At 47.2% G+C, this 24,756-nt stretch carries 12 protein-coding genes; 7 read left to right on the forward strand and 5 right to left on the reverse strand.

The features are described from left to right. Positions 1–5: 5 nt before the first annotated feature. The 5 genes from J2X77_RS06335 to J2X77_RS06355 all read right to left on the reverse strand — a co-directional run bounded on the left by J2X77_RS06335 (position 6) and on the right by J2X77_RS06355 (position 9,869). On the reverse strand, positions 6–3,089 hold the full coding sequence (locus J2X77_RS06335) for a TonB-dependent receptor (RefSeq protein ID WP_310079725.1): 3,084 nt from the start codon (positions 3,087–3,089) through the stop codon (positions 6–8). 80 nt (positions 3,090–3,169) lie between these two features. Then, entirely contained in the window at positions 3,170–4,909 is a 1,740-nt protein-coding gene (locus J2X77_RS06340) for a glycoside hydrolase family 43 protein (RefSeq protein ID WP_310079727.1), read from the reverse strand. A 182-nt stretch (positions 4,910–5,091) separates the two neighbouring features. Continuing rightward, a complete protein-coding gene (locus J2X77_RS06345; protein WP_310079729.1) occupies positions 5,092–7,140 on the reverse strand; it encodes an alpha-glucuronidase in 2,049 nt (682 codons plus the stop codon). Beyond that, positions 7,140–7,274, reverse strand: a complete 135-nt coding sequence (locus tag J2X77_RS06350; RefSeq protein ID WP_310079730.1) for a hypothetical protein — start codon at positions 7,272–7,274, stop codon at positions 7,140–7,142. The genes J2X77_RS06345 and J2X77_RS06350 overlap by 1 nt, the downstream gene beginning before the upstream one ends. 27 nt (positions 7,275–7,301) lie before the next feature. Then, complete coding sequence (locus tag J2X77_RS06355) at positions 7,302–9,869, reverse strand: glycosyl hydrolase 115 family protein (RefSeq protein ID WP_310079732.1); 2,568 nt, start codon at positions 9,867–9,869, stop codon at positions 7,302–7,304. Between the two features lie 313 nt (positions 9,870–10,182). On the opposite strand from J2X77_RS06355, the gene J2X77_RS06360 reads away from it, so the two are divergent. From J2X77_RS06360 to J2X77_RS06390, 7 genes are all read left to right on the forward strand, one after another. After that, on the forward strand, positions 10,183–14,187 hold the full coding sequence (locus J2X77_RS06360) for a two-component regulator propeller domain-containing protein (RefSeq protein ID WP_310079734.1): 4,005 nt from the start codon (positions 10,183–10,185) through the stop codon (positions 14,185–14,187). A gap of 127 nt (positions 14,188–14,314) precedes the next feature. Next, positions 14,315–14,905, forward strand: a complete 591-nt coding sequence (locus J2X77_RS06365) for an RNA polymerase sigma factor (protein ID WP_209575077.1) — start codon at positions 14,315–14,317, stop codon at positions 14,903–14,905. A 73-nt stretch (positions 14,906–14,978) separates the two neighbouring features. Continuing rightward, positions 14,979–16,076, forward strand: coding sequence for a FecR family protein (locus J2X77_RS06370; RefSeq protein ID WP_293884928.1), 1,098 nt, complete (start codon positions 14,979–14,981; stop codon positions 16,074–16,076). 53 nt (positions 16,077–16,129) lie between these two features. Next, positions 16,130–19,339 carry a SusC/RagA family TonB-linked outer membrane protein gene (locus tag J2X77_RS06375; protein WP_310079736.1) on the forward strand — a complete coding sequence of 1,070 codons (3,210 nt, stop codon included), beginning with the start codon at positions 16,130–16,132 and terminating at the stop codon, positions 19,337–19,339. An 18-nt stretch (positions 19,340–19,357) separates the two neighbouring features. Beyond that, positions 19,358–20,737 carry a RagB/SusD family nutrient uptake outer membrane protein gene (locus J2X77_RS06380; protein ID WP_310079738.1) on the forward strand — a complete coding sequence of 460 codons (1,380 nt, stop codon included), beginning with the start codon at positions 19,358–19,360 and terminating at the stop codon, positions 20,735–20,737. 12 nt (positions 20,738–20,749) lie between these two features. Beyond that, positions 20,750–21,883: a TlpA disulfide reductase family protein gene (locus tag J2X77_RS06385; RefSeq protein WP_310079740.1), complete on the forward strand. Its 1,134-nt coding sequence runs from the start codon at positions 20,750–20,752 to the stop codon at positions 21,881–21,883. 25 nt (positions 21,884–21,908) lie between these two features. Then, entirely contained in the window at positions 21,909–24,755 is a 2,847-nt protein-coding gene (locus tag J2X77_RS06390) for an insulinase family protein (protein WP_310079742.1), read from the forward strand. Position 24,756 lies beyond the last annotated feature (1 nt).

Below are 24,756 nucleotides of genomic sequence, written 5' to 3' on the forward strand. Positions count from 1 at the left end.
ATGTTTTAAAATGAAAGATTTAACCCCAAAATATAACTTCTCATTGCTGGCGTATTGGTACCCACCACAAGGATTCTTCTCAGGCCACCCACGGCCACATTTTCGTCTCCATAAGAATTGGGTTCTGGATCGCCCCCCGACTCCTTATTGTAGGGCGAGAAGAGGACAAATGGGTTTTCCACCGTCGCATATACCCGCAGACGGCCGATCCCCATGCGTTCTACCCATTTCTGTTTAAAATTGTAGCCCATGCTGATTGTGCGCACCTTTAAATAAGAGGCATCAAAATAGCCCAGGGTACTGCCATATTTGGGATTGTCACCACTTTGTATGCCTCCTGGCTTAGGATATTTGGCATCCGTACGGTCTTCACGCCAGTACTCGACACTCACATTGTTGCCAGAGCGGGTATTCAGCTGGTTTAGATAACCGGTGCTACCATAGAGGGAACTGATTAGTGTACCGCCGTTCTGGAAAGTGCCCACCACATTCAAGTCGACATTTTTATAAGCCAGACGCGTGTTGAAGCCTCCCAGAAAATTGGGTTGAATATTAATGATCTGGCGGTCTGCTGCACCGATGGCACGTGTTGGCGCCCCCTTCTCGTCGTACTCACCGGTATATTCCACTTTGATCATCCCTACATTACCTCCTGGTTCAAGAATATCCCTGTATGGATCGTCCTGTTGCCATAGTCCAATCTTTTTATAGTCAAAGATGACGTCTATTGGATGGCCTACAAACCACTGGTTGCCTTCATCACGCTGACTTCCAGAGGTCAATTCAACGAGTTTATTGCGATTGGCATACAAGTTGACCCCCACATCCCATTTCCAGCCACTTTCGTTGTCGATCACCGCCCCATTGAGGGAAAGCTCAAAGCCTTTGTTCTGCGTTTTTCCGATGTTGGCCATATAACTTCCACCGCCGTTGGTCGGTGGCAGCCCTACACGCAACAGAATATTGTCTGTATTCTGAACATAGTACTCGAAGGTACCGCTTACCCTGTTCTTGAAAAGTCCGAAATCCAAACCATAGTTATAGGTTTTGGAAAACTCCCATCCCAAGATCGGGTTAGGCAATTCAGACATGTAATAACCCGTCAGGAATTGCGTATCAAAATTATACGGTCTTGTGCTCAGGAGCCCAAGCGTTTTGTACGGATCGACAGCCTGGTTGGAGGTCTCGCCATAGCCTAGTCGCAGCTTAAGCTGATTTACCCAGGATACTGACGACATAAACTTTTCGTTGTGAACGTTCCAACCTGCTGAAATAGCCGGATAAGTATGCCATTTGTGCCCTGGCGCCAGGCGCGAAGAACCGTCGCGGCGCATGGTCATCGTTAGCATATAGCGGTTGTCGTAAGTATACATGGCGCGGCCCATTAAAGACATCAGGCTACTTTTGGCATAGCCCTGCTGATTGGGATCTACGATAATCTCCCCCTGAGCACGGCCTAGGTTATAGAACTGGAAGGCATCGATTGGAATATCGCGTGCCGATATGAGCGTACTGTTGCCTGTATTCTGTTCGGCAGAATACAATGCCACAAGGTTTAGATTATGTTTTTGCGCAAAGGTGCGGTCGTAGGTCAGGAGGTTTTCCATGACCCACTGTACGGTTCTGCCGTTTGCGACCGAAGCAGTGGACACATTGTCCGGCGTACCGCTAAAGACTCCCTGCCCTGTGTAACTTCCGTCATTGTTCTGGCGGAAATTAAGTCCAAGATTGGTGCGGTAAGTAAGTCCTTCTACGCCAGGAATGTGGATTTCGCCGTACATATTATTGTACGAACCAAACACACGCTGCTGGTTGATGTAACTATCCCCCAGTGCTTCATAGGACTGGCGGGTATGTACCCATTGTTGTCCAGAAATCTGCTGTTGGATTCGCGGCTTCAAGCTGCCGTCCGCATTAAAAGGATTAGCAATCGGTGTCGCGCTGAGCACACCAAAAAGCCCCAGATTATTGCCGTTGGTGATACTATAGCTCTGGTTGAGGTTAAACCCAAATTTGAATATTTTACCTACCTGCTGGTCCAGCGCTGCACGTAAATTGTATCGGGTATAGTTCTGCAAGGGTACCACGCCTTCGTCGCGAAAGTAACCCGCTCCGAAATTGTAGTTGCCCTTCTCTGCTCCGCCGTTGACACTGATATCGTGGCTATTGACCATTCCATTTTTGTAAAAGAGATCTTGCCAATCGGTATTGGTATCGTCCGACTCATCGAGTGTATTCTGAAATTGTCCTACATAGCGGCGCATTTCGGCAAATTCCGGACCAGACATCATCGGATATTTGGAAAACACGGTGCGCAGTCCCGTGAAACCGTTATAGGCCAATTGTGCCGCCTGTCCCATACGACCTTTATTGGTCGTTACCAGGATGACACCATTTGCACCACGCGAGCCGTAGATGGCTGTTGCCGAAGCATCTTTCAAAACATCGACACTTTTAATGTCTGCCGGATTAATGTCGGAGATGGAGCCTGCAAATGGAATTCCATCGAGTACGATAAGTGGATTGTTATCTGCGGTCAACGAGCGTGTACCACGGATGCGAATCTGCATTGGCGAGCCCGGTTTTGACGAGTTCTGCTGCATATTGACTCCGGCAATACGTCCCTGTAGGGCACGGCTAATATTGGCGGCAGGCACTTCGTTCATGGTGGCGCCACTTACCGAAGCCACCGATCCAGTGACGGCCTCTTTACGCTGGGTACCATAACCGATGACCACTACCTCCTCCATGGCAATATCATCAGCCTGCAGGGTCACCTTCACCATTCCGCTGCCAGGTACTTTGACTTCGGTCGTTTTGTAACCTACATTGGTAAAAACCAGTGTGGCACCACTGCCCGCCTCGATGGCGAATGCACCACTTCTGTCGGTAATGGAACTTTTGGTGCCGCCCTTAACAGATACGGTCACCCCTTCAATGGGCTGTCTCTTCGGATCCGAAACCAGGCCCTTTACCAATTTATCTTGTGCAAAAGCCAACTGCAGGGCTGCCAGCAAAAAGAGCAAGGGCAGAATACATTGTAATGCTTTTTTTCGTTGCACAGAAATAGTAAATCTCGTCATTCTCATAATTTAGGGATTTAAGAAAATTTTGTTTTCACTTCTGTTTATAATCGTTATTTCAATACTTCTTTTTTAGGTCAATGCAGCTACCTGATTTTATTGGCTGAAGTACTGTAAAGACCAATCAGCGCACCTGTAAAACCGCCAGCGACGTCTGTCGACAGGATATCGCCCAATACCGTATTGCCGATATGCTTAAACTGGCCGGGTGCCAGGGCATAGGCAAATTGATAGGCATCGCCAATCGCCTTGACCTTTAATTGCACTGCCCCTTTTAGATTGATCTTCTCCTTCGCGAGGATCTTGGTGCTACCGTTCTCATTTCTAGCCAGCACCATATAGTTTTCTTTGCCCAGTTTTGTCAGGCCCAGCACATAATGGTATTTTTCACTCTGCAGACAGGTGATGCCTGCGAGATCCGAGGGCGCAGATGGCACATAGTTTAGCGATACTGTGCTCTCAAAGTTTTTATGCTGTTGTCTGTAAAATAGGGCGGATAATGGCTTTTGCTCACTGATATCGACGGCATATGGCTTTAGTATTGTCCCTTTATCGGACTGCTGTACAAATTTTTCGCGGGCTCCGCGCAGAGCAACCCAACTGTGGTCGAGCTTCGCGGCAGTCAGCGGGTCGGCGAACGTAAAATTCCCATTGGGAAAATAACCGGGAGCATTCCCTTTGTTTTCCACACCGGCAGGCATTGGAACACTAGGTTTGAGTGGCTCCATGCCGCCTTGAAAGATAGGCCATTCGCCAGACCAATCTACGGGGAGGATAAATGTTTCCCGTCCCGTGTTGACCCGGTTAACTTCATTGGGTCTGACGCCAAGAAATATACCATACCACGATCCACCCGGACCTTCCACTAAGTCGGCGTGGCCCGCCCATTCCACCGGATTGAGCCTAGTTTTATCGAGATGTCGCTGTGAGAGTATCGGATTTTTGGGTGCCGGGGTATAAGGCCCTGCAATCTGTTCGCTCGAAAAGATGACTTCGCTGTGATCGCTACCCGTCCCTCCTTCTGCACACATCAGGTAATACTTTCCTGCTTTTTTGTAAATATGTGGGCCTTCGATCCAGATGGGATTTTCCGCGGGATGCACGCCGCCATCCACCAATATGCGTTCACTCCCTTTAATGACCTGATCCTTCTCTGTGTCGTATTCCCAGAGTTTGATGACACGATGCCCCTCATAGCGCAGCTTACCATTATCTGGCGCATCGTTGTGCACCACATAGGCTTTGCCATCATCATCAAAGAATAGTGCCGGATCAATGCCATCAAAATCAAGCTTGATTGGATCGGACCAGTTTCCAGCTTTGGGGTCTTTGGTTTTGACGACCATATTTCCGATGCCCGAAGCAATTTGGGTCGTAATCATGTAGAATGTGTCGTTGTGCCGATTGTACACGATATCCGGGGCATATATTCCCTCGCTAATTCCTGATGTCCCCACTTTTAGCTGCGATTCGCGATCGAGAACATGCCCCAGCTGTTTCCAGTTGACCAGATCAACCGAGTGGAAGATCGGAACACCGGGGAACATCGAAAAGGAGGAATTCACCAGGTAGTAATCATCGCCTTTACGCGTAATACTCGGATCGGGATAACACCCCTGAAGAATAGGCGAATAAAACTGTCCCAGCTTTAACGGGTTTTCCTTATAAACTGCATCTTCACCTTTGTAGACAAAATCCGAAAATACAGGTCCAGAAAGACGATCTTTCTGCGGTTTTCTTTTATACTCTTTTGTACTGAATGCCGTTAATGTCGCCAATATAACGACGGACATGCCCAGCATGATTTTCCCTTTCCGCTTTAACATGATTGGTTTATTTATAATTTGGTTTATCTGAATACAAACATACTTTTAAGTGTATTTACAACAATTAAAATATGTAACAAAAGCATTTCAATTTGTTACGTTCTTCCGTTCGCCAAGGGCCAATACTGGTTTTCTGGCGGTTTTATTTCTATGAATAGCGTTAATAATTTAATCTAGCGGAGCTAATTATGGTGTTTAAGATTTAGTTTAATTTTTTTCAATTCGTCCAGCCTATGCACCGGTTGCTCCAGGGTGGGCGGAATGGGCATTCTGGAGTAAGTCTGAAAATACAACAGGCAGGCATCGCGCCACCATACGGCATCCGTTGCCTGGATTTTTAATTTTGCCTGCACGTCCTTAAAGCGTTCCGCATCCACCTTGTGTTCAAGACCATCCCATACACGCTGAACATACCGTACCTGATTCACACCCTCCTGATAGGCATAGCACAGGTTATCCCATAAGGAGCGACCATTTTTCATGCTGTAGCTCCAGGGTACATGGTGAAACCAGAGCAAATATTTTTCAGGGCAGCTGCTCACCGCTGCAAACTGCTCCTGGAGTGGGCTATGGTACTGTGCAACGGCATTGCTGCCCGATGCTGTCCGGTCAAATCCGATCCCCAGCGAATCTGCATTATGGTAATACCAAGGCATCCAATCGGGTCTTCCACCGGGAATATCGCCCCAGGGTTCGGGACCATAGTGGTGTTCGAAAGCGAATATATGGTGCAGGCCCAGCGGCATCATGTAGTTGACTGCTGCCTCACGCGATTCCAGCATCACCTTCGACAGTGGAGCTATGAGGGTCGGATCTGGCGAAAAGGTTGAAGCGAGCCACTCCCGCGCCACGCTATCGCTGGATAAGCCGCTGTTCCAAGCTAACCTTCCAAAGGCGTACCAGTTGGCTTGGGCAAAGTGGTGACCACACCAATTGCGGTCCTCGCCGATGTTGGCAACGCCCGCAATCGCCGATAGCCGTGGATTCGGCCCTTTTTGCGTCAGACCCGCCACCGTACTCGCTTCCTTTCGTGTATAGGTTTCGGCATCGAGCGTCTCCTTAAACAGCGGAGCGAGGTATACCAGGTGATTAGAAAACCCAAGGTACTCCTGAGTGATCTGAAATTCGACCATCTGGCTTGTCTTGGGCATCGCTCCAAACAGTGGATTAAACGGTTCACGCGGTTGGAAATCGATGGGCCCATTTTTGATTTGTAGGATCACATTGTCGTCAAACTTGCCGTCTAGTGGCACAAACTCTTGATAAGCCTGTTTGGCACGATCCTCGGCCGAGGGATTATACACAAAAGCACGCCACAAAACCAACCCCTTGTGTGGTCTCAGCGCAGTGGCCAGCATATTAGCGCCATCGGCATGCGTCCGGCCATAATCCTGTGGTCCAGGCTGTCCCTCTGAATTGGCCTTCACTAAAAAGCCACCAAAATCAGGTATGATGCTATAAATCGCATCTGCCTTGTCTTTCCACCAACGTGCCACAGCGGGATTCAGCGGATCCGAATCCTGCAGATTGCCCAGAATCGCCGGTGCCGAAAAATTAATGGACAGAAACACGCGGATACCATAAGGACGGAAGCTATCCGCCAACGCCTTTACCTTCTCTATATAATCTTCGCGCAGGATCAGGGGCGACGCATTGACGTTATTGAGCACAACCGCATTGATACCAATAGAAGCATTTGCACGCGCATATTCGACGTAGCGAGGCGACTTCACCGCAGGTAATTCGTCCCACTTCCAAAGCGAGTATCCGGCATAGCCCCGTTCAACTGTACCGTCCAGATTATCCCAATGGTTGAGCATGCGTAAGTGGTAACTCGGCGTTTCAACGATATCTAGCGGTGTAAGCTCACTCCCGATCTGCTGTAACCGCAGCAAGTGATAAGCTCCGTAGAGCAGGCCGGTACTGCTGCCTGCACGAATAATCGTCTTACCCGCTACTGACCAGATACGATATCCGTCAGGCTGGTACTTTGGCCATTTTTTATCCAGCACGAGCGCTACATCACCTCTGCGCCAGTAGTGCTGTAACTCCTGGACTGCGGTATTGGCTACAGGATCACGGAGTGAGCAGTGAATTTTGCGCAGTGCAGCTTCCCTATCGGCGACCTTGGTGTAGCGCAACCACAGTCGGCTGCCATCTTCCGCCTGGCCTACCAGATAGCACAACACGGCTAACAATAGGCAGACCCCATATCGGATCACATGTCCCATCAGCTTCCCTCCACCGCTAGCATACCAACCGTACTAGGGTATGTAATTTCAATTATTTGTACGTTACGTCCACCTCTTGATCCATCCAGATTACGCCTGAAGTTAGGTATTAAGTAATGTGCGTTGTTTTCCATGACTACAATTATTTTTTTTATTAATATTTATTTACTATCCGTGTCGATCAACTGCGCTGTTGCGCTCTGCCGCGGACCGAGATAAGAGGGTTTCAGCCCCCCAAAATCGATGAGTATGCGCTGCAACACGATTCCCTGATCCAAGAAGCGGATTCGAAGGGTATGTTCTCCCGGCAGCAAGCTGTGTACCGACACACTTTCGATGATACGGCGTGCCTGCCACTGTCCCAGTTCGCCCTTGTAATGTCCATTAAAATTGACCAGTTTTTCGGGACCCCCGTCGATGGAAATCGCATAGCGCAGCCCACGGTTTCCATTGAAATTGAGCGTGGGCGACAACAGTGCTATGATCTTTGCTTCTCGCTTTTCTTTTACGCGAATCTTGTATTCTAGGGCGGTGTTATTTCCGAGGCTAGCTGTAACAGGTTGTGTTGTCATGGCCGACACGGTCTTTCCCAGGTCTGGAATCTCAACCCATTCTACCCCCGGTGCACTGCTTGCTACAGCATAGCTTGCGGCCTCCATTGCAATATAGCCATCGGTCTCGCTAAATACCTTCGGCGAACGGTGAACGGCAGTATCCGCCAAATAGTGAACAACAGGCATAATAGCCTTAGGCGGTTCATTCCAGCTGCTGTAGCCGATGCGCACCTGATCCATCATGTGGATCCATTTCCCTTTGGCAATGGAATGGTTGTAATGATGGGTAAAAAGTGAATCGCGCAGAAAGCAAGCCTTTACCTTATCGGCCCAGTCATTTGCCCTGCGATCGTTTCTCGCGTAATAGTAGTCGTTCATCGCTTTAGCATGGTACATCTCATAGAGGTTCGCGCAGGCGTTGATTGGAAAAGCCACAAGCTGATCGAAGGCATCCTTTAGGGAATCTGGCAGCAAGTAATGGAGTCGAGAGGCTTCCATGGCCAACCTGTTGTAATCGTTGACAACACTGTCAAATTCGTTATAATGTGTGAGGCTAAACGTGCGTTCGTTCAGCAGTTCGGGGGTAACCCGATGGTTATATTTGGTATAGCGGTTGATCATGCTGGCCGCTTCCGTGGCATACGCTTCGCCAAACTGCTGCCTACACCATTCGCGGGTGTAGTCCATCAGGTTATTGGCGTTAAACCTGTCGGGATCCCAGGCCATATCCAGAAAAAATGAAATGGGAAATTCCATGGGCTTGAGGTCGCCGACATTAACGATCCAGATTCTGTCTACGCCATGTCTATAGGTGAGGTTCATCTGCTCCCATATCCGCTGTATCTGGGACACATTGATCCATTTCGTATTGCGGGGGGCACCCACATAATCAAAATGGTAATACATGCCATAACCGCCCTTTCGTGGCGTGGCATTCGGATCGGGCAGCTTGCGTACGTTGCCCCAATTGTCATCACAAAGCAGTAGCGTTACATCGTCCGGCACCCGCATGCCTTTATCATAATAGTCCTGTACTTCTTTGTATAAAGCCCACAGCTGTGGTGTCTCTGCTGCCGGCCGCCCTGTGGCTTCCGCAATCAAGCGTCGCTGATCGCGGACGATCTGCTCCAGCAGACTGACATTTTGCTTTTCACTCATGGGTTCATCGCCGTCACCGCGCATGGCAATGGTCAGGATAGATTCCCAGTTTCGTGCACGTTCTATACCACTACGCCAAAACTTCTGCAACCCGGCTTTATTTTTAGCATAGTCCCAGGCTCCACCATTGCCGTAGCGTTTCCATTCCGCTTGCGCCCTAGCCATCGGCTCGTGGTGCGAAGTCCCCATGATAATACCCATTTCATCCGCCAGTGATCCATTTTTTGGATCATCATCATAAAAAGCACTCCCCCACATTGCAGGCCAGAGGTAATTGGCTTTCAGCCGTAATAGCAGTTCGAATACCTTTTCATAAAAATCTGCATTAAATCCACCGAACGTCGCCTTGGACCAACCACTTAATGCCGGTGCTTCATCATTCAGGAAAATACCGCGGTAGTTCACCTTTGGTTCCCCCTGCGTGTAGAGACCTGGCTTGGCGTACAATGCGGTTGCTCTGCGGATTGGCACATCTGCCCAGTAATACCAGGGTGAAACACCAATTTGGGCCGACAGCTCATAAATGCCGTAGATCGTACCACGTTTGTCGCTGCCGGCGATAACCAGCGCTGAATCAATGCCCCATAAGGGCTCATTGACCACCGTCATTACAAACTTTTCTCGCTTTCCGGCAAGCGCACTGCTGTCCAAAAGACCTTTATGCATGAGACTGTCAATCAGGCTCGAGTTGCCATAGGTACCTATAATGATGTTGGAGCGCCCGTTTTTTTGCTGGTCGGGACGATGACCCGTAACCTGCGTAAAATCTTTTTTTAGATTTTCGAAAGCCCGCAATACGCCCTTGTGATCCTGCGGATCGACAAGCATGGACAAAGGCACCCCATTATTGACTAAGGCCAGGAAACCGGGTCCTGCCTCGCGGACTATAAAATCCCGAGCCACAGTATCTTTGGTACTAGGCAACACAGCGTGGGCAGTGCCGCCACAGCAGTAAATCAGCACAGCGACCAAAAACGCTCGCCAATAGCAAGGATGAGTAAACATGATGATTTCCATTATAATTGGTTTTTTCCTTTCCTGAATTCAGCACATATAGCACCCCACTCCCAATGCTAAGTACTAGCACAGCAAGGGATGTTGCATGATGATCATTTTCAGCAACCTAAAAGTAGTACTCTTAATGAGCCGCCGCATTTTTAACTGTTACATTCCCTTTGTCCATTGTTGCAACGCCTTGCATTGACGTTTCATATTTATTTCAATTTGTTACATCGGCATGTAAAACAGGGTTTATTGGGCCATAAGCTTTTTTTTCTTTTTAGGGTTGCGCAATAATATGTATCTTCAAAAGCATAAACCAATCATACCAATGCGGAGGGATCTTTTTTCGACAGTCTTACTACTATTTGCTTTTATCGGGTATGCCCATGGACAGGCTACGCGCATCTATGACAATAGGGACTATGGCTTTGGCGAACTTTCATCCAATCTGACCAACAGTATCAGTCAGGACAAACACGGCTATATCTGGACAGGTACCGAGTATGGGCTCAACAAGTTTGACGGCACCCGTTTTGTACAATATCTCCACGATGTGCAGGATAGCACGTCCATATCGAGCAATAATGTCATCATCCTTTATCTTGACCGCGACAAAAAGCTCTGGGTGGGCTGCAATAATGGACTGCAGTATTACGATGAAAATAGCGACCAATTTGTGCGCATCCATTTTCCCGATCAGATTGCACCTCACATTACAGATATCATCCATAAAAAAGATGGTCACATTTGGGTAGCCACATCAGGCTGGGGTATCTTCGATATTCAGGTTAGCCGTAGACAGGCGCTATCGCTACCGCGACTCAATACGCTGGTTGGCGGCATGTTTGCCCGCAGTCTATTTGAAGACCGGATGAACAGGATTTGGATCGCCATTGACCGTGTAGGCGTCTCGCAGGTTTCTGCCGACCAGAAGCGGGCTAGACAGATCGTTTCAGATCTGCTTCCCATGCCCAAGGGCGGCAATTATGACATCGCGCAGCAGCATGACGGCAAACTGCTATTTGCCTCGCCTTCAAAGATCAGCCGCTATGATCCGCAAAACAACACATTCGAAGCCGTTGAATACAAGTCGAAACTGCAGTCTACCGTAACGGAGATCCAATTATCAAAAGGCCAGAAAAACCATCTGCTGATCAGTACCGAGGGTGATGGGCTATGGTATCTGGATCTGGAAAAAAAGCCACTGGTTGCTGCACAAGCTGAACTGCCTAATTTGGACAATGACTACCGACATGCACGGATACGTGCGCTGCTGCAGGACCGCGAAAATAATCTTTGGCTTGGCTGGTTTCAACGGGGCCTGGTTTTTATCCCCGTGCAAAGCAAACAGTTTGAATTTTGGCGTATTTCAGGCCGGGAAAAAACAGATCAAAACATCATCAGTGCCATCACGCGTGACCGCCAAGGTAATATTTGGTATGCCGTGGAGCGAGAAGGCGTTTTTAAAACTGACCGTCAAGGCATTTCACATCAACAAATAAATACCATAGCGGATATCAATAAACTGGAAGCGGCTTCGGACGGTACGATCTGGTTCAGTTCATATGAGAAAGGCCTTGGACAAATTGATCCAATAACAGGACAATCCACCCTCAGGGATATCTGCCCATCCAGACAGGTCAAATCTTTCGCCTTGGGCAAAAACAATACGCTTTATATTGCTACATTTGGATCGGGCTTTGTGGAATATGATCTCGATACGAAAATTGCTCAAAGTTATAGTATGAATACCAGCAATTCGACAAAGGGCGCCTTAGCCAATGATTGGATTGCTACCGTTTTATGCGCCGATGATGGTCTTATCTGGCTTGGGCATCATAAGGGCGTGAGCTGTTTTGATCCCACTACAAAGAGCTTCTCTCAACAGTATACAGGCCATCGATTATCCGAACAGATCACCATCTCCCTATTGGACGATCATTTAGGTCACATCTGGGCCGGCACCTACAACGGCCTATATCAGATCGATAAGAAATCAGGGTCGGTCAGCATTTACACCACTAATAACGGACTATCCAGCAATGTGATCACTGGCTTAGGCGGTGACAAGAAAGGAAATATTTGGTGCAGCACATTCAAGGGTATCAACTGTCTGAATCCCGGTTCAGGCAAAATTGTCAACTACTATACCGGAGACGGCCTGGTCGATCGGTCCTACAACCGCAGCGTTCACTTTCAGGATACCCAAGGAAAAATATATTACGGCGGACGGCAGGGGATTACTTCATTTTTTCCTGAAAAGATACAGCTGCAGACCTATCCACATCCGGTACTCATTACCAATCTGTATGTCAAGCACCAGCCCATTAAGCCTGGCATGGCACCCAGCGGAAGCGTAATCTATAAGGATGACTTGATCGCTGCAAGCGAATTTTACTTCCATAGCAACGACGACAGTTTCACTTTTGAATTGTCCACAATGGATTTTAACAGTCCAGAAAATGTACATTATGAATACCGCATTAAAGGCATCAACAAGAGCTGGAATGCGACGCTTCCGGGAGTGAACCTGATCACGTACAACAACCTTTCTTCCGGGGAGCATGAATTGGAAATACGCGCCTGTAAATTTGGCATCTATTCACCAAGCTTAATGGTAACGCTGCATATCCAGCCGCCCTGGTATTTAAGTGGAATGGCTTACTTCGTTTATATCCTACTTGCGACCGGTATTCTATTCCTAATCAGTAAGTATATGCATGAGCGTCGGCTCGAGCGTCTGCATGCTTTCCGGTTACAGCTTTTTACGGATGTATCGCACGAGATCCGATCGCCGCTGACGCTAGTCATGAGTCCGATTGATAAGCTCATGAAAAATACAGCAGATCCGCAAACCCGATCCACGCTGCAGAACATGAATCGCAATGCACAGCGCATCCTTAGTCTAGTCAATCAGTTGCTTGATATCCGAAAGCTGGAAAGCGGGCACATGAATCTCAAATTTTGCGAAATCAATGCGGTAGATTATGTCAAGCAGATGATCGGCATTTTTGAGGATCAAGCCCTTAGTCATCAGATCCAGCTATCCGTACACAGCGATGCCGACGATATTCCAATTTGGATAGACGTCAACAGCTTTGAAAAAATACTGCATAATGTGATCTCCAACGCGTTTAAATTTACTCCGAGTGATGGTAAAATTGCGGTTTCCTTAGCCGTTCAACAACGGGAAAAGGGAAATGAAATCTTAGAGCTTGTTGTCAGTGATACGGGTAGCGGCATCGCCAAAAGCGATCTTCGCCATGTTTTTAAGCGGTACTACCAGTCTGCTGCGCATAGCACTTATCAGCGGCAGGGTTCGGGCATTGGTCTACATCTCACCAAAGTGCTGGTTGAACTGCACGGTGGACAGATACATGCCGAAAATAGAATTGACTGCAGCGGCAGCCTTTTTGTGATCCGTCTTCCGATGGGCAAAAAGCATCTGCGGCAGGAAGATCTTGCTCCTGTGAGACCAACTGATGCGTTGACGATAAAACACGAGAGCCTCCCAGTTTCAACAACTAACCTACATCCAAAGAACGATTATCAAAAAACAGGCTATAAAGTTCTTGTCATTGACGACGACCGCGATATTCTCCACTATCTGCATCAGGAACTTTCTTCATCCTATAAAGTGCTGCTTGCCGAAAATGGTGGCGAGGGGTTTCAGCTCGCCCTTGCTGAGGAGCCCGACCTGATTATTTCCGACGTGGCCATGCCGTTAATGGATGGCTATACGTTGGTCAAAAAGCTCAAGGGGAATAGCACGACCAACCATATTCCCGTGGTGCTACTAACGGCCAAAACCAATCAGGAAGACCGTTTGGAAGGCATTGGTCGCGGCGCAGATGCCTACCTGACAAAGCCTTTTATGGTGGATGAGCTTCACCTTGTTGTACACAATCTCATCAAAAACCGCATGAAGGTTAAAGGAAAGTTTTCGGGCGCGCAGCAGCAGGAAGGTAAGGTAAAAACCATCAGCTTTAAGTCTAGCGATGAGCAGCTGATGGAACGTATTGTTAAAACGGTAAACCAATACCTGGAGAATTCGGAGTTCAATGTGCAGTTTCTAGCCGATGAAGTAGGGTTGAGCCGTGTACAGCTGCACCGTAAGGTGAAATCGCTGACGGGTATTTCGACCGGTGAATTTATTCGTAATATCCGGTTACAGCAAGCTGAAAAGCTGCTGCTGGAGAAAAAAATGAATATCTCTCAGGTAGCTTATTCGCTCGGATTTACCAATCAGACGCATTTCACTACGCTATTCAAAAAGATGTATGGGTTGAGCCCCACCGAATACATTCAGCGGCACAGCTATAAGGAAAATTAAAAATGGAATGAAACCGCCAAAACAAAAATGTTTGCATAAAACAGTTGGGCATTAAAAATCGAGCGGGACCTTTTATTGCAAATAATCACAAATTTATCTAAGTTTGTCGTCACCTACTACGACTAACGTGAATCTTAAAAATGAGATCGAATCTAAATATATCCTTCAGCGCCTACAGCAGGGTGACAGGCAGGTGTTCGACCTTGTTTTTAAATCTTATTGGGATCCCCTATTAATTTACTTGTCCAAACTGGTGAAAGACCAGACCGATGCTGAGGATCTTTTACAGAATATTTTCGTCAACCTCTGGAATAAGACACAATCGTCCGAAATACAGGATATTCACGGCTGGTTATATGGTGCTGCCCGCAAGAGCGCTCTTTTCTATCACCGAACCCAAGGCAATCAAAAAAAGCTGATTGCGTCTATTTTGGAATATATTGAAGTAACCGGATTTTCGTTGAGCGAACAGCAGCAAGGTAAGGAGCTTCAGCAGATTATTGATCGTGAAATTGAACGGCTCCCAGCAAAAATGAAAGAGGTATTTCTATTGAGCCGACAGGAACAACTTAGTTATAAGGAAATTGCAGAACGTCTGGACATCTCTGACCAAACGGTCAAAAAACAGATCAGCAACGCACTGAACATTCTGAGAAACAACCTCAAGAAACAAGGTCTCTATTCGCTTCTTCTCCTCCTTCTCATCGACTTAAAATAAATTTCATCATTTTTTAATATTTATCTACCACCAAATACGTTTTGGTGCAACTATACTATAAACAATGGCGCTCATGGAACAGAAAAACATTGCAGAAATCTTATTGAAATACGAACTCGGCATCAGTTCAGCGGCGGAAAACCAGCTGATAGAATCGTGGTACGAATCGCAGCAAGCTGTGGAATGGGAATTGGATGGCGCCGCACAGGAAGACCGCAAAAATGCCATACTCCTACAAATCCAGGAGCAGCTTGATGCAAAACCAGCTTCGCGTAGGCCATTGTACCGGAGAGCCGCTTGGATCAGCGCTGCAGCTGCCGTCCTGCTGATTGCTTTTGCTTTACTCTTTATCCCGCGTGGACAGTCGCATCGCGATACCCTAGCCGCGATAGATCAATTCAAACCCGGACAAGAAAAGGCCATCCTGAAATTGGAAGACGGATCAAGCATCGCACTCAACGGAGGCAAATCGGGTGTTAAGATCGTCAACGGTACGGCTGTCTATTTGGATGGATCGCCTGTGAGCGACACGGAATTGCAATCGCGCGAACTGATTGTTGAAGTTCCCAAAGGTGGTCAATATCAGGTCAACCTGCCCGATGGGAGTAAAGTATGGCTGAACGCTGCTTCGACACTCACCTATCCAATGCAATTTTCTGCCGCCAAGCGGGAAGTCTCGTTAACAGGAGAAGCCTATTTTGAAGTAAGCAAAAATCCACATCAACCCTTTATCGTAAAATCCAGAAATCAAGAAGTCAAGGTATTAGGCACCATTTTTAACATCAACAGTTATGACAACCGCGAGTTTGTGGAAACTACGCTGCTTGAAGGTTCGGTCGATGTAAATCAACGCCTGCTTGTACCCGGACAGCGATCGCTCATCTCCAAGACATCGATCCAGATTCTACCGGCCAATATCGAAGCAGCGACGGCCTGGAAGAAAGGATATTTCCTATTTGACAACGAACGGCTCGATGCCATTTTGGCTACACTTTCGAGATGGTACAATGTAGATTTTGAATACGAAGACTCTGCTACGAAACAGCTTGTCTTTTGGGGATCTATCGACAAAAATCAATCATTGACCAAAACGCTTACCTTTTTGGAAAGCACCGGTCAATTAAACTTTAACTATCGTGACGGCAAAATAGTTGTCCACAAAAATAAATAACGAAGCCTTTTTAATACAGAGATATAAACACATTAACCTAAATCACAGACCCGATGAATCGTCTAAAAAACTTGCTCTTGGTCACGTCGCTTCTTGCTGGTAGCACAGTCGTTGGTCAACAGCTCAATTATCAGGGCAAACCAACACTCAAAGAACTTTTTTCAACCATCCGACAACAGACAGGCTATAACATCATTGCTTCTGGCAATCAGATAGACCTTAATACCGTCGTTAAAGTTCAGGCAAAGGATAAAGCCTTGCGTGATGTTCTTGAAGAAGCCTTTAAGGATTTACCGTTCACTTTTAAGATCGTTGGAAAAGAGATCACCATTCTTCCGCGGGAGAAAAGCGGCCAACAGCATCAAAAACAACAGCAACCTGCCAAACAGCTTTTTGTGGACGGCACTGTACGGGACAAATCCGGTCCCGTAGAATTGGTAACCGTTTACAACAAAAGCAACGACAAAGTCACTTTCACCAATGATAAAGGCGCTTTTAAAATCGAGCGGACCAGCCATACGGATACCTTAGTATTCAGTTCCGTTGGTTACGAAGAAAGGCAGCTTGCTGTGTCAACTAGCCAAAACACCGTTACCATGCAACTGTTGCAGACGCAGAACCTGCTCGATGAAGTCAGCGTACTGTCTTATGGACAAGAGGTATCCAAACGGCTCAATACGGGCTCTACTTCTAGTGTCACTGCAGCCACCATTGAGAAAACACCGACAGCAGATCCACTCATTGCGCTCCAAAATCGGGTTCCCGGTATGATGATCAATACCCTCAACGGGTTACCGGGCATACAGACCCAAGTGCAGATACGGGGTATTAATACCGTCAATCAGGATGGTGAAGCGCGACAACCCTTGTACATTGTTGATGGTATTCCTTTTAATAGCAATTCACTCGCCTATATCGGTGCGAATGGCCTTACCTCCTCCTATTTGGGTGAAAGCCCTTTTAAAAGTATCGACCCAAGCACGATTGCCAGCATTGAAGTACTTAAAGATGCAGATGCTACCGCCATCTATGGCGCCCGGGGTGCCAATGGTGTGATCCTGATCACGACCAAACGCGGTAAGGCAGGTCGCCCCACCATCAGTGCTGATTATTACCATAGTTTTGGTTCTATTGCTAACTATGTAAAAATGCTCAATACCGCCCAATATCTGGAGATGCGGCGTGAAGCTGCAAAAAACGATGGTGTCGAATTTACGCCCAATGACTACCCTGACCTGCTGAAATGGAGCCAAACTGAAGATCACAACTGGCAAAAAGAATATTTTGGCAATGTCGCCCATACATCCAATGCTGAATTATCGCTATCGGGTGGATCATCGGGTTTCAACTACCTCCTTGGCGGTGGATTTAGGCGTGAAAACACTGTATATCAAAAGAAAAATGGTCTTTCCGTCGGTAACTTCCGAAGTAACCTCGACTACAACAGTAACGACGGCAAATTTAAAGCTTCCCTTTCGGCGAGCTATGCAACGGATAAAAACGAAGTCATTCCACTATCGTTTACCAACTTTCAGACCCTGCCTCCAAATTTCTCCCTTTATGATGCTGATGGAGAATTGAATTGGACTATAGATAACCCCATTGCTGCGCTGGAGCGTACGCTTGAAAATAAAACTAAAAATTTAATCAGCAATATTGCGCTGAGTTATGAGTTGTTACCTAATCTCGTGGCCAAAATCAATACCGGTTATACGCGCATGAAAATGGACCAGCTCGCCATCAATCCACGGAGATCATTCAGGCCGTCCGAAAATATCTTGGGCAACAACAGTTTTACTAAGGCCAGCGCCGCTACCTTCAATTTTGAGCCTCAGCTGAATTATGATCTGATCGTGGGGCGCAGTTCATTTCGTGCCCTTCTCGGGGGTACTTATATCCATCGCGGTAATTCAGCAATTACCACAAGTGGGAACGGCTATACAGACGACAGTCAGATTAGGGACATCTCTGCCGCACCAATTATCAACATCGAGCCCAAGGACACTCAGTATCGTTTTCTTTCGGGATTTGCTCGTATGGGATGGACATTTGACCAAAAATATGTCATCAATGCAACCGTCAGACGTGACGGCTCTTCCCGTTTTGGTCCAGGGAAAAAATATGGTAACTTTTGGTCTGTCGGTGCAGCCTGGATCCTCAGCGAAGAGAGCTGGCTAAAGGATAATCAGTTTGGCTTGAGTTTTGCCAAATTGCGCGGCAGCTATGGTCTGACGGGTAATGATAATATTGGCGACTACTCCTATTTCGTCAATTACGAACGTATATTCGACAATTACCAAGGGCAGGGCTATCTTCCCAAGAACCCATTCAATGCAAATTATCAGTGGGAAGTCAACAAAAAACTTGACCTTGCTGCTGAAATGGGCTTCTTGAAAGACCGCATCATCTTTGAAGCAAACTATTACCGCAATCGGTCTGGCAATCAATTAGTTGGCTATGGATTACCTACACAGGTGGGTTTTAGTTCGGTCAATCAAAACCTGGATGCCAATGTACAGAATAGCGGCTGGGAATTTAGCCTCCAGACCACGCCGATCAATACATTGGCTTTCACCTGGAAAACAAACTTTACCATGAGTATCAACCGCAACAAGCTCTTGTCTTATCCCAATCTTGCAAGTTCTTCCAATAGCCTCACTTATCAGATCGGTAAACCATTAAATCTGATCTGGGGGTATGAATATCTGGGAATCAATGCTGCAGATGGGCAACCGCAATTCCGCGATGTGAATGGCGACGGTTTTATCAGTTTTCCAGATGACTATGTCCCTTTGGCGAACAATATTCCGACATTCTTTGGTGGTCTGGGCAACTCGTTCAATTATAAAAACTTTGATCTAGACGTGTTTTTCAGTTTTAAAAAGAACACACATATTTATAATTATCCCTTTACGAGTGCCGGAAGCGTAATCAATGCCCCCGCAATTGTCTTGGACAGATGGCAGCATCCGGGTGAGGAAGCTAAATTTCCGGCCTATACCACCAACTCCAGCACCATGTCCAATTACAATTCATCCGGTGCCAATTTTGTGGACGGGTCGTACATCCGTTTAAGCAATATTACTTTGAGCTATTCGGTACCCGGCAAGATTCTCGAGAAGCTAAAACTTAAAAACCTGCGCGCTTATGCGACTGGGGCCAATCTACTGACGATCACCAGTTACAAGGGTACAGATCCAGAGACCGGCGTGGATATGCCGATGCTGCGCACATTTACGCTAGGGATACGGACTTCATTTTAAACCATTTAGACCACGGATATGAAAACCAACTATATCAAATTATTCAGCCTCCTTTTACCTGTTGCTGTCGTTGCAAGCAGTTGCAACAAGCTGCTGGAGGTGACACCAAAATATATCTACACGACGGACCAAATTTATGCGAATGACACCATGGCCGACAGTGTGGTGGTCGGGATGTATGGCCGATTTGCTGCTTATCAAAATGATCTTTCACTGAACACGGGATTATCTTCTGACGAGTTGATACCCGGTGTCAATAGCTTCAACCCAGGCTATAGTTTTATGTACAGCTACAACCTCAATCCCTTTTCGGCGCAGACGAATGACTTTTGGGGAAATCTATATTCCATCATTGGGGTTAGTAATGCAATCATTGAAGGCGTTGGACAATCCAAGGGCATGACGCAAGCGGGCAAGGATGAAGCCATCGGTCAGGCCAAATTTATGCGTGCACTCAATTACTATTTTTTGGTCAACCTCTATGGGGATGTTCCATTGGTACTCACGACCAATTATCAGGAAGAGCGCCTCAAACCACGCGTGGCGGCAGCGGCAGTGTATACGCAGGTCATTCAAGATCTGCAAGATGCCAGCCAGCTTTTGGCATCAGATTATCCGGGCGAACGCGTGAAGGCCAATAAGTGGGCAGCACTGGCTCTGCTCTCGCGTATATACCTATTCACCAAAGAGTGGACCAAAGCCGAGCAGGCCGCCAGTCAGGTGATTGCACAGTCGCAGTTGTTCCAACTGGGCCAATTTGACCGTGCGGATGGGGCTGAGCCAATGGATATCTTCACCAAAAATAATCCCGAGCAGATATTGCAGTTATGGAACAGTATGGGCGCCTCCATTGGTATCGGTATAAAAGGAGAATTTGCCAGCTTTGGTGTGACTGAAGATCCAACGGGTCTTTTGCAAGCCTTTGAGGAGAACGATAAACGGAAAGAAAACTTTGTCCGTTTTGAAGAAACGGTAAACGGCTATCAGATCAACAAATACCGTTCGGAAGGCGAAGCCGGATCTGCAAACAATGAGTATACGTCGGTGTTGCGCCTAGGAGAACAATACCTCAACCGCGCCGAGGCACGTCTGGAACTTGGTCTGCCAACAGCGGTTGAAGACCTCAATACCATACGCCGGCGTGCGGGACTTTCGAATTTATCCGATGGTTTAACCAAATCTCAGGTCAGTGCAGCAATCGTGCAAGAACGCCGTGTCGAACTCTGTTTCGAATGGGGCGACCGTTGGTTTACCCTCAAACGTTTGGGATTAGCCGATAATGTGATGAAAAAAGCAAAACCGACCACCTGGAAGACGTTTGCCCAGCTCTACCCTTTACCGACCGTTGAGCTTCAAAATAACAGGCAATTAACGCAAAATCCGGGATATAACAACTAAACACGATATACAATGAGAGTTACGCTATTAGCTTTTGCCTTTCTTTATTCCATATGCTTCGTTAAGGCGCAGGAAAAAGCAACCTACCACCTTCAGGGAACGCTTGCTGGCGTACCAAAAAATCAACGGGGAAAACTGTTTCTGCAACGTTTTGGTTCCGATCTCCTGCTTGATTCTGCCCGGCTGGAACAAGGTCATTTTCACTTTACAGGTACTTCCGAAGGACCCGAAATCGCGAACCTATTTTACATGGATGCTGCGGGGGAACGATCTGAAACATTGGATTTTTATCTTCACCCGGGCAAGATTAACATTCGGGCCCGGTTTGGTCAGCTCAACCAAGCGGACATTGCTGGCTCAGCACTCAATACCGAAGCCAGAAGTTTTGACAAAGCAAACGAAATCATACTCGACAGCATCAATACGCTAATGGCTGCCTATTTCGAGGCAGAGAATGCCTTTTCCCAGGATAGTTTTCGCATGGATTCGCCGGCACGGACCACCATAAATACAATTGACGCGAGCCTCAACAAGTGGTCTGCCGCACTACAGACAGCGCAGATCAATTATGTGCAGCAGCATAGCGATCGTGTACTGAGCCTTTTTAAACTACAAGCGCTGCTGAAAGATTCCAGCAATCAAAAAATTGTATCCGAGTTATTCAACAAACTGACGCCTTCACTGCAGGAATCTCCGCTGGGACAGGAGGTAAAAAATCAGCTCGCCAACCTCCAAAATCTAAAAATCGACGATATTGCACCAGAATTTTCATTAGCTGACACTACAGGCCAGCAGGTGAAGCTGACCGATTTTCGGGGCAAATATGTGCTCGTTGATTTCTGGGCCAGCTGGTGTGTACCCTGCCGCGTGGAAAACGAGCATGTGCAAAAAGCCTATAATGCTTTTAAGGCAAAGGGATTTGAAGTATTGGGTGTCTCCACAGATTTCGCACTCAACAACTGGAAAAAAGCCGTCTCGGACGACGGTATGACCTGGACCAATGTGGTTGATCCAGAGAGTCAGGTAAGCCTCCAGTATCATATCAAAAGTATTCCCTCCAATTATTTATTGGATCCCACAGGTAAAATCATCGGCATCAACCTTCGTGGCGATGCCCTTTATGAAACGCTAAAAAATATATTCTAATTCGCTATTTTATACACTCAATTATATGCATTTAAAAAGATTGCTCTACCTGTCGTTGTTAGGTTTTAGTCCGGTGCTTGCTTATAGCAATGCGTCCTCCGGAGCGATTGAAATCGCGTGGGCACACCACGAAGCTGACACCAGCATTTTACCTTTTGACAAAAGCGTCCGTTATGGTAAACTGGCCAATGGACTTACCTATTATATCCGCAAGAATACCGAACCCCAAGAACGTGTTTATATGTATCTGGTCAACAAGGTAGGATCTATCCTGGAGAACGAAAAGCAACGTGGGCTGGCGCATTTTCTGGAGCATATGGCCTTCAACGGCACAACGCATTATCCCGACAACAGCCTGGTTGACTACCTGCAAAAAAATGGAATCAGCTTTGGAGCCGATATCAATGCGTATACCAGCTTCAACGAAACCGTGTACCAACTGCAGCTGCCCTCCAATGATGGCAAACTTGTTGGCAATGGCTTTCAGATTCTTCAGGACTGGGCACAGGGCATCAGTTTAACACATCGAGAAATCGACAAAGAGCGCGGCGTGATTTTGGAAGAAAAACGTGCCGGCAAGAGCTTGGGCGAGCGCATTCAGGACAAGACCTTGCCCGTAGCGCTTAATCAGTCTCTATATGCCCAGCGTATTCCCATCGGTACAGAAGAAGTCATTCAACATTTTCCCTACCGGGAAATTGAAAGTTTCTACAAAAACTGGTACCGCCCCAACCTGCAAGCCGTTATTGTCGTCGGCGACATCGATGTTGATCAGACCGAGCAACTTCTCAAAAAGCAGTTTTCGGCGCTTAAAAACCCTGTTAAGCCAACACCCCGCCAAACGTATACCATTCCGTTGCAGGGCAAGAACCAATTTATGGTGGTGACGGATCCTGAAATTACCGCAACGTCCATCGATATCAGCATCAAACACCCCGAGCGGAAATTACAGAACCTGTCGGACTATAAGCACAACCTGATCAAGACCTTGTTTAACACCATGATGGCAGGACGATATAGTCCGCTATTTCGGCTATCCAATCCGCCATTCTTGAGCGGCGGGGCATCACTAAATGGCTTTATGGGCGGACTGGATGTATTCCAGATTCAGCTCACAGCCAAACCCGGCCGTCTGAAAGAAGGATTTGATGCAGTATGGCGCGAGCTGCTGCGGGCCAAAGAATATGGATTTACAGCCACGGAGCTGCAGCGTGCTAAAGATACCTATATGAGCGGAATGGAAAACATGCTCCAAGAAAAAGACAAAATTGCATCCGAACAGTACGTGCAGGAATATATTCAGCATTTTCTGAACGATGTAGCATCTCCGGGCATCGATCATGAAATGAAATTGACGCGCGAAATGCTTCCGGCGGTCAGCCTTTCGGATATCCAGCAGCTCTTGCAACAGTATCTAACCGATAGCAACCGCGACATCATTATTTCAGCTCCTGAAGCCGATCAGGCAAATCTGCCGAAAGAGGCCGATATCAACAGTTGGATCGCTACGTTGTCCAAAGAGAAGCAGACTGCATTCTCGGAGGAAGCCAACGACCTGCCACTGCTCAAACAGGAAGTACAGCCCGGTACAATTGTTAAAGAAGAAAAAGACAGCAGGTTAGGAACCACGACTTTGACGTTGAGCAACGACGTCCGGGTAGTCTTAAAACCGACCAACTACCAAAACAATCAGATCACCTTTCAGGGATATTCCTACGGTGGAACATCGCTTTACGATGACAAAGATTTTCAGAGCGCGACGAATGCCGTTGGCCTCATTGCTGCGAGCGGACTGGGCAACTATACTGCCGACCAATTTGAAAAATCATTAGCCGGACGAACGGCCTCGGCATCCCCCTTTATCAGTGAGACTGCCCAGGGCGTGAGCGGCTACGCCAACAACAAAGATCTGGAACTTGCCCTGCAGATGATGTATGGATACTTTACAGAACCGCGTCTAGACACGACCATTGTTGCCGGTATCCTGGCCAATGCCAAAGACGGACTGAAAGACCGCGATAAAAATGGCGACGCTGTATTCCAAGACTCGGTGATGGCCATCCTTTCGGGCAATAACATCCGACGGACAGGCCTAACACTGGCTAAAATCAATCAGATCAATCCTCAGCGTGCTTTGGACATCTACAAAGAACGTTTTGCTAATGCTTCGGGATACAATTTTAGTTTTGTGGGCAGCTTTGATATTGAAAAAATAAAGCCCTTGCTTGCCAAGTATATTGGTGGACTACCGAGCATCTCGTCGAAAGCACCCGCTTACCGTAATTTAAACATCCAAATACCTGACGGGAAGATCGAGAAAAAGCTGGCGCTGAGCAAAGAAGACAAAGCGATGGTCTATCTTGTTCTTTCGGGCCCATATGACTATAGTGAGGCTAATAACATGGCTTTGCAGGCCTTTCGGGAAGTCTTGGATATCCGTTTGTTGGAACGACTACGTGAAGAAGAAGGTGGTGTGTATTCGCCATCGATCCAGATGGATTATAGCAAGCTGCCTGATGCCCGTTACACCCTTACGGTAGCTTTCAGCTGTTCGGTGGCCAATGCGGACAAACTGGCGAAGTATTCACTTGAGGAAATTGAGAAATTAAAAGCAGCAGGACCTTCTGTTGTCAATCTCGACAAATTCAAAGCGAACGATAGGCTGAGCTATGAGTCGGCCCTCAAAACAAATGATTTCTGGTCAAACTACCTGTACAGCAACTTGTACAATGGAGATGATATGTACCGTATTTTTGAACGCGCATCGTTACGCGACAAGCTGACCCCAGTGCTGGTTAAAGCTGTTGCTCAACGCTATATCAGTGACCAGAACATCATCAAGATCGTTCAGCTTCCGGAAGTGAAAAAATAAA

Source organism: Sphingobacterium sp. 2149, from assembly GCF_031455655.1.
GTDB lineage: Bacteria > Bacteroidota > Bacteroidia > Sphingobacteriales > Sphingobacteriaceae > Sphingobacterium.